This window comes from Martelella sp. AD-3 (assembly GCF_001578105.1).
Taxonomy (GTDB): Bacteria; Pseudomonadota; Alphaproteobacteria; order Rhizobiales; family Rhizobiaceae; genus Martelella.
In genome coordinates this window covers 3045432-3059392 of the sequence record NZ_CP014275.1, presented here as the reverse complement: position 1 = coordinate 3059392, position 13961 = coordinate 3045432, and the positions used below count along the sequence as shown (strand labels likewise).

The window sequence follows — 13961 nt, the reverse complement described above, 5'->3', positions numbered from 1 at the left end:
TTTGACAAAGGTAAATTTAAGGGAGATTATGTCTGCTCTCTATTATGAGATGCACAGTAAAGGCGCTCTCCCATGCTGGCGACTCCGATCGTGCAGTTCGGCACCAGCCGATTTCTTCAGGCCCATGCGGACCTCTTCATTTCAGAGGCGCTGAAGGACGGAAGGGCGCTCGGCCCCATCACGGTCGTGCAGACGTCGGGGGATCCCGGCCGGGCGAAAAGGCTGAAAGCCCTGGCCATGAAAGCCGGTTTTGACGTGCGGGTGCGCGGTCTCATTCAGGGCGCGCGCGTCGATGACGTCCGCACCGTCACCAGCGTCAGCAAGGCCCTGTCGACGGATATCGATCGTCCGGAGGTTGAGCGGGTGTTGCGCGACGAGGCGGAGATCATCCTCTCCAACACCACCGAGCACGGGTTTCTGCCCCGACCGGCGGACAACGGTTCGACCTTCAGCCAGGCCATGTCCTTTCCTGCCAAGCTCGCCCATTTGCTGTTTTCGCGCTTTGCGGAAAATGCGCGGCCCTTGCAGGTCATGCCCTGCGAACTGCTGCACAAGAACGGCGCGGCGCTGAAGGCGCGCGTCCTGCCTGTTGCCGAACGGCTTTCGTCCGAGTATGCGCGTTGGCTGGAGACCAGGGTGCTCTGGGTGAATTCGCTCGTCGACCGGATCGTCTCGGAACCGCTGGAACCGGCAGGCGCGGTGACCGAGCCCTATGCGTTATGGGCGGTCGAAGCCTGCGTCGGGCTGACGCTGCCCTGCGCGCATCCGGCGCTGAAGGTCGTCGGCGACCTCGACGACGTCGAGACCATGAAGCTCTTCATCCTCAATCTCGGCCATACCTACCTTGTCGAAAACTGGAGGCGGGCGGATGCGCCACAATCCTTCGTGCGCGAACGCATGGATGACGCGAAGATCCGCAAGGACCTCCTCGATCTCTATACGGACGAGGTGCTGCCGGCCTTCGCCGCGGAGGGACGCGGCAGGGAGGCGGATCGCTATATCGACGAGACGCTTGACCGCTTGGCCAACCCCTATCTCGACCACAGGCTCGTTGATATCGCCCGCAACCATACGCAGAAGGTCGCGCTTCGCATCGGCGGCTTCCTCGCCTTCGCCAACCGCGCCGTGCCCGGATACCGGGCGCCAAGGCTCGAGGCCATTCTCGCCCGCCATGCGGACTGAAGCTTCTTATCGCTCGTTGCCGAAATACTTCCGGCTCAGCTCCGTGACAAAGCCGTTTTCCTGCAAGGCGAGAAGGCGCACAGTGACCGGATAGATCAGCGTGTCCTGGCCATAGGGCAGGGCGAAGCCGAACTTGTCCGGCGCAAAGAGCCGCCCGACCACATCAAGGCCGAGCCCCGGATTCTGCGCCTTGTAATATTCCAGCACCGGAGCGTCGGCGACCAGCGCGTCGACTTCGGCGCTGCGCAAGCCATCGACCGCCTCCTCGATCCCGCCATAGGTGATGAAATTATAGCCCTGCCGGCGGGCCAGGGCCTCCGCGGTCGAGCCGCGAAAGACACCGACCGTGCGGCCCGGCAGATCGTCAGGGCCGGTGATGCTGCCGGTAATCGCGATATTGGTCATCACGCTGGTGACGGAGGATGTGACATAGGCAACCACGGCGATGCCGATGACGAGCCAGAAGGCGGCGAACAGACGGCCGATCCAGCCGAACAGCTTTGTGCGGCTGGGAAGCGAACCCTTCGTGACCACAAGCATGACGGCATAGAAGCTTTCGGCCACGCCGTCGCGCCAGCGGCGGGGGAAATTCTTGTCGAAATGGCGATCGAAGAAGGTGAGCCCGATCGTGCCGAGGATGATGAACACGAGGAGCCAGGCGTAATAGCGCAGATAGCCGGCCTCGGCGAGGCCGTTCCAGATATTCGCGAGCGAGGAGGCGGAGCGGTCATCGACCATGACCCTGAGGCCGGAATCGAACCAGGGCTGGGTGAAATCCACCACCTCGGCGCGGTCCTCGGTGATGGAGATGGCGCCGACGGCAACATCGAGCTCTTTCGCCCGCACGGCGGCGAGAAGGTCGGCGACGGTCGGATATTCGACATAGGTTGCCTTGATGTCGAGCCCTTCGGCGATCTCCTTCCAGAGTTCCGCGGCCATGCCGGTAAAGCGGCCATCCTCGTCACGCGTGACGAAGGGCGGTGTGGCGCGGTAGCCGACGCGGACTTCGCGCGGCATTTCCGCCTCCTGTGCCCATGCGCCGGACTGCGGTCCCGCAACGGGGCCCGATAGCGAAAGCAAGAGGCCAAGCAGGATGCTGAAGCCCGCCGCCACAATCCGCGCTCTCCCGGTACTCGACATGTCTCGTTTGGTCCTTTCCGTTTTTACCGGCTATCCGCTGTAGCTCAGAATGAGAAATGCAATGAAGATCAGGAAATGTACCGCGCCTTGAAGGAGGTGTGTCCGGCCGCTGGAAAAAGTGACGATGCTGACGGCAAGGATGACGATCAGAAGCAGCATATTGGCCGGTTCGAGCCCGAGTTCGAGATCGAGACCGAGCAGGCTTGAGATGACCAGCATGATCGGAACGGTCAGGCCGATGGTCGCCAGCACCGAGCCGAGGAAGATGTTGACCGAGGACTGGAGCCTCCGGTTCATGGCAGCGCGCACGCCGCCGATCCCCTCCGGGGTCGTTACCAGGATCGCCATCAGGATGCCGCCGATGGTCGCCGGCGCTCCAAGCGTCTCGATCACATAGTCGACGGGCCTTGCGAACTGCTCGACGAGGAAGACGACCGGAATGATGTAGCAGAACAGCAGCAGGACATGCAGAGCCGTCGGCGCATCGGAGGGCTCATGCGTCTCGTTTCCTCCCTCTTCTTCTTCTGTCGGCTGGGAAAAGTAACCGCGATGCCGTCCGGTCTGGATCAGCAGGAAAATGACATAGAGCCCGGCCGCCATGGCCCCGACCATGATCTTCTGCAGGGTCGAGAGCGTCGGCCCGGTGGTTGAAAGCGTCAGGTCCGGCAGGATCAGGCTGAAGGCGGCAAGGGGAATGATCACGCTCAGATAGGCGTTGGCGCCCTGCAGGTTATAGGTCAGCTCCCGGTGGCGCAGCGCGCCGAGGAGAAGCGAGATGCCGACCATGCCGCCCATGATGATCATCACCACGGAAAACAGCGTGTCGCGCACAAGGGCCGGATTGTTCTCGCCATGCAGCATCACGGCGGTGATGCTCATCACTTCGATGCCGGTGATCGAAAGCGTCAGCACCAGCGTTCCGAGCGGTTCGCCGAGGCGTTCGGAGAGCGCTTCTGCATGGCGCACGACTCCGATCGCCGTGGCGAGAATGACCGAGAACAGCCAGGCCATCAGCGGCACGAGATGAAAGGGATTGCCGAGATCGGCAAAGAGTCCGTCTTCGAAGACGAGGACGACAAGGCAGGTCAGAAGCGTAAGGCCGAGAACGCGTTCGCGGCGGAGAATGCGCCCGAGGGGCGGGTAAGGAGCCTTTTTCGAGGCGGCTTCTGGCGTCGGCAAGCGCTGTTCTCCTCTCGTGGGCCCAGCATCGAGAGGATCAGGATGCGCCCGCCACATCTTTCGATTGCCATGATATCGCCATCATTTCAACTGTCTCGGTTGGAGACGCGCTAGTATTCCTTCTCGTAGAAGATGCCGCCGCTCGCTTCGCCGCGCGATCCCGCGGACCCCTTGACGATGAAGTTTCTGCCGATGTCGATGTTGACGCTTGCCCGCGTGCCGGTATCGCGGCTCTGCTCGACTTCGACATAGGTATTGCTGTTGAGATACTTGCCGACGCTGACGGCGGTATTGCCTGTCGAGTCGGTCGTCACGTCGAGATTGTCGATGCCGAGGACATCGCGGATCGAACCGAACAGCGACTGGTTGGTGCCGCCGGTCAACTGGATCACCGCATCGGCGAGCTGCGCAATCTGCAGCGCCGACAGGTTCGACGAGGACTGGTTGAACAGAAGCTGGGCGAGGATCTCGTCATCGGGCAAAGCGGGCGTGGAACTGAGGCTCACCTGGGGATCGGTTGCAACGCCGGAGAGCGAAATGGTGATCGCCGTCGAGCCGGCCGTCGTCTGCGCCTGCAGATCGATGAGCGGAACGAGCGCGCCGCCGAAGGTGATCCGCCCGCGATCGAAATCGAAGCGCCGGTTGAGGATCGACAGGCGGCCGCGGATCAGGTCGAAGCCGCCTGTGATGACCGGATCGGCCGTGGTGCCCGAGACCCGGACGGTGCCTCCGAGTTCGGCGTCCACGCCGCGCCCCCTGACGAAGATAGCGTTGGGCGCCGCGATGGTGATGTCGAGGTTGAAGGCCGAGCGGGCATCGGTCGCCTGCTGCGGTGAAAGCTCGCTGGCCTGCCTTAAAACGGCGGCCGAGGCGTTTTCGTGCACGATGTTGATGTCGGCGATCGACGCCGGCAACCGGTCCGGGATAACGATGGCGGTTCTGCCGAGATCAAGCCGGCCGGAGAGCGTCGGCTGGCCGAGAAGCGGCCCCTCGAGGGTCAGCGCGCCATTGGCCGTCGTCGTCAGAAGGCGGCCGTCATTGATCACGGCATTGTCGGCCTCAAGCCTCAGTGAAGACTGGAAATCACCGGAAAGCGCGATACTGCCGCTGATGGTGACGGTTCCGCCGGCGGCCAGCCGTCCGGTAATGTCCTCGACCACCAGCCTGTCGCCGGAGGCGGTGACGCGGCCGCGGATATTGTTGATCGCCAGATTGCGTCTCAGATCGGTCACGCTGTCGATATTGACGTCGATGCCGCCGGAATAGGACGGCGCCTGCACGCTGCCGCCGATGGTCATGTTGACGTCCGCATTGCCGGAAACCGCGTAGCCGGCATTGGCGGCGACGACCGAGACGAGCGCGAGCGGCAGGCGACCGTTGACGGCGATGTCGAGCGGCATGCTGCCGGTAAGCCCGACAGAACCATTCGCCCGGGCTGAAAGGCCCTGCGCGTTGGTCAGCGTCGTGTCGGTGGTGACGCGGTTGCCCTCGTAGCGCCCGGAGGTGGTGATGGTGAAGGTCTGCCCGCCGATCGCGGCATTCTGCGCCACATTGGCGTTGTTCCACGACAGCTCGTAATTGGCCGTCGGGCTCGCAAGCGAGCCGCTGGCCGTCACCGTTCCGGAGATCGTGCCTTGCGCGCCGAGGCTCGGCACGAAAGTGTTGGCGATCGCGGCGTTGACGCCTGAGATATCGACCCTGAGGTCAAGTCGATCGCCGACGCTGCCGCGGGCGCTGACCGTGCCGCCGCCGATGCCGATGCGCAGGTTTTCGATATTGGCCGTGCCGTCGGCAATCGTAATCCTTGCCGGCTGGGCAAGACTGAGCGCGAGCGACATGGGCGAGCCTTCGAGCCTGGTGAGCTCGATCTCCATCGTCTCCGCGCGCGTCACCTTTGCCGCCGCGTTCACCGGCTGGCCGTCATAGCGGGCGGAAAGGTCAAAACTGGTCGTCGTGCCCTCATTGCGGGCCGAAAGGGAAATGTCGCTGATATTCTGCCCGCTCGCCGAGACCGATCCCACGGTGATCCTGCCGTTCGCCTTCAGTTCGGCAAGGTCGGAGACGGTCATGTCCGCCTCGATATCGCGCGCCGTGACCGTCGCGGCGGAAAGCCGGTCGCCGGAGGCATTCAGCGACAGGCCCAGCTTGTTTTCTGCATTGTCGAGCGCGATCCGGCCGGAAATGTCGCCGGAAGCCTCCTGGCCGGCGAGCCCGGCGAGAAGCTTCAGGTCGGGAAAATCGAAATTGATGCCGCCGGCCGGCAGGAAGCTTTCGTTTAGCGTCAGGTCGCCGGAGAGCGTGTTGCCGCCGACCGCGCCGTCGATACCGGAAATCTCGATCTGTCCGTTGGTCGAACTGACGTTGGCTGCGAGCGAAAGCGGTGCATCGGCATAGGTTCCCTTTGCCGAAACCGATCCGGAGGGGGAGGCCGGATCGGCCTTGCCCTTGAGCGAAAGCGAGAAATTCTTCAGCGTCTCGCCGGACAGAACCAGGTTATCGGCGTTCACCGTCGCCTCGACCTCCGGGGCGGAAAGGGGACCGCTGGCCGAAGCGGTAATCTCCGCCGCGCCGCCCACTTGCGGGGCAAGCGTGCCAAGCTCGGAGAGTGCCGCCTTCACCGTGGCGTCGATCGTATCGCCGGAAAGGGCGACGTTGCCCGTTGCGCTGACGAGGCTGTTTTCGATCTTGATGTCTGAAAGCGTATAGTCGGCGGTCGCAAGATCCGCCGAAAAGCCGGTTTCGATCCGGGTCATGCCGCTGATCATCTCCGACGCTGGCGCGGGCAGGGCATCGGCGAGAACGAACAGGCGCGCATCGCCCGAAGCTTTCCGGCCATCCAAATCGTAGGAAATCGAGGTCGTGCCGCCGATACTGCCGCTCTCGAGTTCGGCAGAGGTAATCTCGATCATGGAGCCGGAGAGCGTGATGGGCGCGGAAAGCGAAATGGGCGCTTTGACCAGCTGGTTCAGGTTCTCGTTGTCAAACGAGATGTCCTCGACCGTCAGCGAGGTCTCGAGTGCGCCGTTCCTGTCCTTGAGATCAAGACCCGTTCCGCTGGCGACAAGGGCAATGCCGCCGGCGCTCACCTGCGGCATGGTCAGCCGGTCGAGCGTCACGGATGCCTCGAGATCGGCGCTGTCGGCTGCGCCCGTCAAAGCTAGCGTGACGTTTTCGATGGCGAGGTCGAGCGCATCTTCGCCGAGCGGCCAGGAGAAGGGCACCGGTCCGTCCGTGCCGTTCAGGGTCGCCTTCAGGTCGTTATTGCCTTCCGGATCATAGGCGCCGGAGGCGACAAGCGCGAAGCTGCCGGTGGTGACATTGCCTTTCGAGATGGCGATCCGGCCGGACGGGGAGAGCGTGACTGCGAGGTCGAGTCGGGTCGTGCCCTCGACCAGGCTTGCGAAAGCCTCGGGCGTGAGCGGCGCGAACTGGCCGCTGCCGGAAACCGTGACGGTCCGTTCGCCGGCATCGTCGAGCTGGTGGCGGATATCGATCTCGCCGAGCGCCGCGCCGGAAAGTTCCGCCGTCACCTTTCCCTGCCAGTCCGAAAGCGGGCCGTCGCCGTCAACCGCGATATTGAGCGCCGGCGCGCCGGGCAGTTGCATCAGCGTCGCGACGATGCCGCCTTCCGGCTCGTTCACCTCCGCGGCGATATCGAGACGGTTCTCACCCGGCGCATAGGCAAGATCCGCACGCACATAGGTTTCGGGGCGGGCCCGGTGTTTGGCGTTGAGCGATGCCGAAATCGTATCGGCAAGCGCGGCAACGCTGCCTTCTGCCGAAAGCGGGTAGTCCTCGCCGAGCACGGGGGCGGCGATATCGATCTGAGGGAAGTCGAACCGGTCGATCTCGACCCCGATCGGCAACGAGAAGCCGCCGCCCTGGCTCTTCTCCTTCGGCGCGGCGTCGAAGGCGACCGGCAGGCGCTCAAGCGTCACCGACTGCGCGGAGAGGTTCCCGGCCTTGAACCGGCCGCTGAAAAGGGCGAGCGGCGACCAGTCGAGTACGACATCCTCGACTGTCGCATAAGGCCCGTTGATATCCGAAACCGAAACGGATTCGACGGTGAAATGGCCGGTCAGCGGCGCGCTGACCCTTCCCACATGCACGGCGAAATCGGGCGAGGCGATCCGCTTCGTCACCTGCTGGACGGCGAAATTGGCGCCGAAACCGGTAAAGCCCACCAGAATGACGGCGGCAAGCGCGATCAGGAGCACGCCGGCGATGAGGCCTGCGACCAGCCTGGTCAGAAATCGAAGCGTTGCCGTCACTGTTCTCATCGTCTGGCGGTTTCCCTTGCTCATGCCAATTCATAATCTGGGGCAGTCTATACGCGATGGAAGGGGACGAATACAGCGCCTAAAGCGTCGCCGACCTGCACATTTGCGTGCAGCATCCGAGACGGCGGATCAGAAGCTCTGGCCGATCCCCGCATAGATGCCGAATCTGTCGCCGCCAGGGTAGCGGTCAAGCGGCAGGGCGACGTCGAGGCGGATCGGACCGAAGCCGGTCAGGTAACGCACGCCGACGCCGGCCCCGGCGCGGATGTCGCTGAAATCGGGGAAATTGTCGGCGGAAACATCCGCGGCATCGATGAAAGGCACGACCTGGATGTTTTCGGTAATGCCGATTCGCGCCTCGAGCGTTGCCTCGACATAGGAACGTCCTCCGGTCTCATCGCCATTGGCATTGCGCGGCGAGATCGACTTGTAGGCATAGCCGCGCACGCTGCCGCCGCCGCCTGCGTAAAAGCGCTGGTTGGCGGGGATGTCTTCAAGGCTGTCGCCGCCGACGATCGTACCCGCGCCGAGCCGGGCGGCAAGCGTGAAGCGGTCATCCTCGCCGGCGGAAAAATAGGTCGATCCGACGGCGTCGAAGGAGGAATAGACCGTGCCGTTGAGAAAATCATAGGCCGGCTCGGCGGTGGTGACCAGATAGATCCCCTCTGTCGGGTTGAGCGCGTCATTGCGGGTGTCGCGGTCGAAACCCACCGGCAGCGAGAAGGTGAGGTAATCCTCGGTGCCGAAGGCATCCTCGATATGGGAGTATTCGGTGGTTGAGCCGAGCGTGATCGTGTTGTAATCGTTCTGCTCGTAACTGTAGGTGACGGACCCCGCCACCGTCTTGGCGTTGTAGGGATCGGGGTTTTCCGTGCCGGCGGCAAGGCTTGCGGTGAACATGCCGGACGGGTGGAACAGACCGGGCCTGGTAAAGGTTATGCCGCCGGCATAATCGAGCGAATCGAGCGTGTCTGTCACGCCGATCCGCGAGACGCCGGCCTCCAGCCTCAGCCCTTCCGCATGGCCGAAAAGGTTGCGGTGGCCCCAGTAGCCTTCAAGTCCCAGGCCGTCGATCGAGGAGACCGTCGCGCCGAAGCCGAAATAGCGGAACTTGCCGTCCTTGACGGTTATGGTCGTCGGCAACTGGCCGTTTTCGTCAAGCGTATCTCCGGTGTTGATGACGACGGAATCGAAGGTTTTCAGGGTGCGCAACCGGTTCGCCGCATCGGTGAGTTCCTGCGGCGAATAGGGTTCGCCGGCCTTGAGCCGCGAATAGGTGCGGATGAACTCGGGGTCCACCGCATCCGCCCCCTTGATCGCGATCGGCCCGAGATCGGCTTTCGGTCCGGCCTCGGCGTCGATCAAAACGTTGATGGTCGCGTTCTCATGGTTGGCGATGACCTCGCGCTTGGTGATCCTGGCGAAGGGGTGACCGTCATCCTTGAGTTTTGAGACGATGTCCTGCGCCGCCGACAGAATGGTCGTCGAATAGGCCGGCGTTCCGATGACGAGGCCGAGCTTTGCGGGATCGAAATCCGGCGGCGCATCCTTGATGTCGATGTTGGCGAAGGTGAAGCGCGGTCCCGCCTCGATGTTCACCGTGACGGGCACCGGGTTGACGCGGTCGAAATTCGGCAGGCCGACAATGTCCTCGATGTTCTGGCCCTCGATGCTGATGTTCACCAGCCCGCCGTAATAGGCCCGCTCGAACAGCGAACCGACGAGGATCTGCAGATCGTCCCGCGCCTTGACGAGAAGACCGAGATCGCCGTCGACCGGCTGGTTCTCTCCATTGACGAGCTCCGAGCGGTTGCGCAGGAAGCGCTCCAGCCCGTCATCGCCGCCGGTGACGGAGAAGGTCACATGATAGCGCACCGGATCCTGAACGTTATCGATCTCTTCCTCGCGCTCGCCCCAAAGGTGAACGCCAAAAAGGGAAAAGGCGCGCGCCTCGCCGACGCCCGACAGCGCCACGGCGAGCATTGCCGCGGACAGCAAGAGCCCGGCCTTCAGAGAGGCGCGGGTGCCGGAATTTCGCCGGTTGGGACGGGTGATCATGGTGTACTCTATACGATGCCGCTGATCCGCTGAATGATTTTACGCGTCAGCATGGTAGCACGGGAGCAGGCCGTGCATCCCGTCAAAATCCAAAAGCCGGCAACAGCGTTAACCGAACCTTTCGGAAGCGCGATTGTCGGCCGGATATCGGGATAAGCCGCATTGCCGCTGCCTTCGGGCACGGCTCACAAGAAAGCGGTGACCGTCTCCGCAGTCGCAGACGGTCACGCGCATGGTGCCTTACCGCGGGCAGTCGTCCACATATTCGCGGCCATAGCGGTCACGGTAGTAGCATTTGCCCGGCTGGTTTTCGACAGCACGACCGACGAGCGCGCCCGCGCCCGCGCCGATGGCGCCGCCGAGAAGCGCGCCGCCGAGGCCGCCGCCGTCAATGGCCGTGCCGATCAGCGCGCCGCTGCCGGCGCCGATGGCCGCGCCTTCCTGCGTGGGGGTGCAGGCCGTGGCCGCAACCGAAAACACACTGATCAGAAGTCCTGCGATTACTTTGTTCATGATTCCCTCATCACCATTTGGTCGCGCTACGACCGGACGCTCCCCGGGGTGCCGTGCCCGCCGCCGCTCTCCTTGTCGCGACCGTTCGACCGGCCGCTTCTGAAAATACATATCCGAATAGCGCCGATGCGGGAAGCAAAAAAGCGCCTTTCCGCCGCGGCCGGATATTTCCGGGGTAGCGGATTAATGTGTCGGTGCAGGGATTTGTTCCCGCCGCCGGAGCGAATGTCAGAAGCCTGCCGGATAATGTCGATCACTTGACCTTGATCAAGATTTGCCCCGAACGGTTGCGTGTAGAAGCAGTTTGGAATAATTCAAACGAAGGGCCTATTGCCGCACCCGGGTCAATTCCGGGGCTTTGCGGCTTGACGTTGCGCAAACTTCGTCAAATCCTTGCGGAAAACAAACGGCTTGGCGGTGGAGCACCTGAACGATGGATTTCGAAGCATTTTTCAAAAGCGAACTTGCGGGACTGCATGAAGAAGGCCGTTACCGCGTCTTCGCGGAACTGAAACGGCATCGCGGTGAATTCCCCCGTGCGTCCCGCTTCAAGGACGGCGCGGCTTCGCCGGTCACGGTCTGGTGTTCGAATGATTATCTCGGCATGGGCCAGTGTCCCACCGTGATCGCCGCCATGCAGGAGGCGATCGAGGCTTGCGGGGCAGGGGCCGGCGGCACCCGCAATATTTCCGGCACCAACTATTACCACGTCAAGCTCGAGGAAGAACTCGCGGACCTGCATGGCAAGGAAGCGGCGCTGATCTTCACCTCCGGCTATGTGTCCAACTGGGCGACGCTCGGCACGCTCGGCCAGAAGATCCCCGGCCTGATCATCTTCTCGGACGCGCTCAACCACGCCTCGATGATCGAGGGCATCCGTCACGGCAAGAGCGCTCGCGTCATCTTCAAGCACAACGACCTCAACGATCTGGAGGCCAAGCTGAAGGCGGCCGATCCGGACGCGCCGAAGCTGATCGCCTTCGAATCGGTCTACTCGATGGACGGCGACATCGCGCCGATCAGGGAAATCTGCGATCTCGCCGAAAAATTCGGCGCGATGACCTATCTGGACGAGGTTCACGCCGTCGGCATGTACGGTCCGCGCGGCGGCGGCGTTGCCGAGCGCGAGGGCCTGATGGACCGCCTGACGATCATCGAGGGCACGCTCGGCAAGGCATTCGGCGTCATGGGCGGCTATATCGCCGGATCTCAGGCCGTGGTCGATTTCGTCCGCTCCTTTGCCTCCGGCTTCATCTTCACCACGGCGCTGCCGCCGTCGCTGGCTGCGGGCGCGGTCGCCTCCATCCGCCACCTGAAGGTGAGCCAGATCGAGCGCGAACGTCACCGCGAACGCGTCGCCACGCTCCGTCGCAAGCTCGATGCGCAGGGCATCCCGCACATGGACAATGACAGCCATATCGTGCCGGTGATGGTGGGTGACGCCTCGAAGTGCAAGTGGATCTCCGATATTCTGCTCGATGATTTCGGCATCTATGTCCAGCCGATCAACTATCCGACGGTGCCGCGCAAGACCGAGCGCCTGCGCTTCACGCCGACGCCGCTGCATACCGATCGGGACATGGACCATCTGGTGGCGGCGCTGCATTCGCTCTGGTCGCAATGTGCGCTGGCGCGCGCGGTCGCCTGAGGCGTCATCGGGATTTCACTTGACTCGGGCCGCGGCTTTCCGGATCAAACAGGCAATGCTGTTTATGGTCCGGAGGGCTTTTCATGGAACTTTCGCACCGCGTTGACGCGGCCATTGACCGCGCGATCGATGAGGCGCGCATCGTCGGAACCGTGATCATGGTCTGGCAGAACGGCGCGCCGGTTTATGAACGCGCCGCAGGCTTTGCCGACCGGGAGGCGGGGAAGCCCGTGTCCCTCGACACGATTTTCCGCTACGCTTCCGTCACCAAGCCCTTCGTTGCCGCCGCGGCGCTGGCGATGGCCGATGCCGGAAAGATCTCGCTCGACGATCATGTCAGCGACCGCCTGCCGTGGTTCCACCCCCCGGGCCCCGACGGCCGGCAGGCCGAGATCACCATACGTCAGCTTCTGACACATACGGCCGGTCTCACCTATCGTCCCGGCGCCGGCATTCTTTCGGTTCATGATTCCATCACGGTCGGCATCGAGAACACCGAGCTGACGCTCGAGGACAATTTCTCCCGCCACAACACCGTTCCGCTGGCCTACAAGCCCGGAACCGCCTGGGAGTACTCGATCGCGATCGACATTCTCGGCGCCGTGCTTGCGCAGGCGGAGGGCAGCTCGGTCGAGGAAGCGCTGAACCGGTATGTTCTGCGGCCGCTCGGCATTTCCGACACCACCTTCTGCGTGACGGACCGCGATCGCGTTGCCGTTCCCTATTTCAATGCCGACCCCGTTCCCCAGCCCATGGGCGAGCCGCAACGCGTTGCCTTTGCGCCCGACCGGATCTACACCTTCTCGCCGGCGCGGATATTCAACCCCCACGCCTTCCAGGGCGGCGGCGGCGGCATGGCGGGAACCGCCGGCGACGTGATCCGGCTTCTCGAGATGGTTCGCAAGGGCGGCGACGGCGTGCTGAAGCCGGAGACCGTTCAGGCCGCGATCCGCAACCAGATCGGCGATCTCAATGTCCGTCCGGGCGTGAAGTTCGGCTTTCTCGGCGCCGTCACGGAAGATGCCGCGCTCGACAATTCGCCCCTGCCGGACGGCGCGGTCTCCTGGGGCGGGGTTTACGGCAACCGCTGGTGTTTCGACCCCGAAACCGGCACGGTTGCCGTCGCCATGACCAATACCGCGCCCGAGGGGTGCGACGGCGCATTTCCCTTCGATGTCTGGCGGGCGGTCTTCGACAGGTGATCCGAGGAAAGGCGTCCGGCGTAATTCATCCCGTGAAGGGAGAGAATGATGCAGGCAACCGTCATGACCAGCCTTGCCGAGCGCTATCATGCGCTCGTCATCGGCGCTTCCGGCGGCATCGGCAAAGCCTTGTGCGCGGCGATCGAGGCGGATCCGCGCTGCGGCGGCCTCGAAACGCTGTCGCGGCGCGCGGACAGCCTGGAGATCGCCGACGAGGCGTCCGTGGCCGAAGCGGCGCAGCGCTTTTCAGGTCAGTCGTTCGACCTCATTGTCTGCGCCACAGGCGCGCTGCATATTGACGGCGCGGGTCCGGAAAAGACCATCAGGGCGCTCGATGCCGAGGTCATGGCACGGCAGTTTTCCGTCAACGCCATCGGCCCGGCGCTTCTGCTCAAACACTTTCTGCCGCTGATGACACGTGACCGGAGGGCCATCTTCGCCTGCCTTTCTGCGCGCGTCGGCTCGATCGGCGACAACCATATCGGCGGCTGGATGTCCTACCGTGCATCGAAAGCCGCGCTGAATCAGATCCTGCGCACCGCCGCAATCGAGGCGCGGCGGAAAAATCCGCTTCTGTCGCTTGCCGCCCTTCATCCGGGCACGGTGGCGACGCCGCTTTCCGAACCCTATGCCGGCAGCAATCGCCGGGTCGCGGCTGAAGAGGCCGCAGGAAACATGCTCTCGGCGCTGAACGGCATCGCCGAGGGAGAGACCGGGATATTCCTCGCCTATGACGGCAGCCGCATCGAATGGTAGGCC

9 protein-coding genes are annotated in these 13961 nt (G+C 63.4%); 4 read left to right on the top strand and 5 right to left on the bottom strand.

Annotated features, from left to right (window positions below; genetic code table 11):
• The first annotated feature begins 72 nt into the window (after nucleotides 1-72).
• Nucleotides 73-1182 carry a D-mannonate oxidoreductase gene (locus AZF01_RS14240; protein WP_024706918.1) on the top strand — a complete coding sequence of 370 codons (1110 nt, stop codon included), beginning with the start codon at nucleotides 73-75 and terminating at the stop codon, nucleotides 1180-1182.
• 6 nt (nucleotides 1183-1188) lie between these two features.
• Here the strand turns inward: AZF01_RS14240 and AZF01_RS14235 are convergent, their stop codons facing one another.
• The 5 genes from AZF01_RS14235 to AZF01_RS14215 all read right to left on the bottom strand — a co-directional run bounded on the left by AZF01_RS14235 (nucleotide 1189) and on the right by AZF01_RS14215 (nucleotide 10352).
• Nucleotides 1189-2199, bottom strand: coding sequence for a transporter substrate-binding domain-containing protein (locus AZF01_RS14235; RefSeq protein WP_152534458.1), 1011 nt, complete (start codon nucleotides 2197-2199; stop codon nucleotides 1189-1191).
• A 153-nt stretch (nucleotides 2200-2352) separates the two neighbouring features.
• The gene (locus AZF01_RS14230; protein ID WP_024706916.1) at nucleotides 2353-3501 is read right to left on the bottom strand and encodes a calcium:proton antiporter; all 1149 of its coding nucleotides are present in this window, start codon (nucleotides 3499-3501) and stop codon (nucleotides 2353-2355) included.
• A gap of 110 nt (nucleotides 3502-3611) precedes the next feature.
• Nucleotides 3612-7805: a translocation/assembly module TamB domain-containing protein gene (locus tag AZF01_RS14225; protein ID WP_051424149.1), complete on the bottom strand. Its 4194-nt coding sequence runs from the start codon at nucleotides 7803-7805 to the stop codon at nucleotides 3612-3614.
• Between the two features lie 105 nt (nucleotides 7806-7910).
• Nucleotides 7911-9839, bottom strand: coding sequence for an autotransporter assembly complex family protein (locus tag AZF01_RS14220; protein WP_024709700.1), 1929 nt, complete (start codon nucleotides 9837-9839; stop codon nucleotides 7911-7913).
• 240 nt (nucleotides 9840-10079) lie between these two features.
• Nucleotides 10080-10352: a YMGG-like glycine zipper-containing protein gene (locus tag AZF01_RS14215; RefSeq protein ID WP_024709701.1), complete on the bottom strand. Its 273-nt coding sequence runs from the start codon at nucleotides 10350-10352 to the stop codon at nucleotides 10080-10082.
• Nucleotides 10353-10785: 433 nt separating this feature from the next.
• Between AZF01_RS14215 and hemA the strand changes: the two genes are divergently transcribed.
• The 3 genes from hemA to AZF01_RS14200 all read left to right on the top strand — a co-directional run bounded on the left by hemA (nucleotide 10786) and on the right by AZF01_RS14200 (nucleotide 13958).
• Nucleotides 10786-12000, top strand: coding sequence for a 5-aminolevulinate synthase (hemA, locus tag AZF01_RS14210; RefSeq protein ID WP_024709702.1), 1215 nt, complete (start codon nucleotides 10786-10788; stop codon nucleotides 11998-12000).
• A gap of 83 nt (nucleotides 12001-12083) precedes the next feature.
• A complete protein-coding gene (locus AZF01_RS14205; protein ID WP_061449699.1) occupies nucleotides 12084-13202 on the top strand; it encodes a serine hydrolase in 1119 nt (372 codons plus the stop codon).
• A 45-nt stretch (nucleotides 13203-13247) separates the two neighbouring features.
• Nucleotides 13248-13958 carry an SDR family NAD(P)-dependent oxidoreductase gene (locus tag AZF01_RS14200; RefSeq protein ID WP_036237638.1) on the top strand — a complete coding sequence of 237 codons (711 nt, stop codon included), beginning with the start codon at nucleotides 13248-13250 and terminating at the stop codon, nucleotides 13956-13958.
• The last annotated feature ends 3 nt before the right edge of the window (nucleotides 13959-13961 follow it).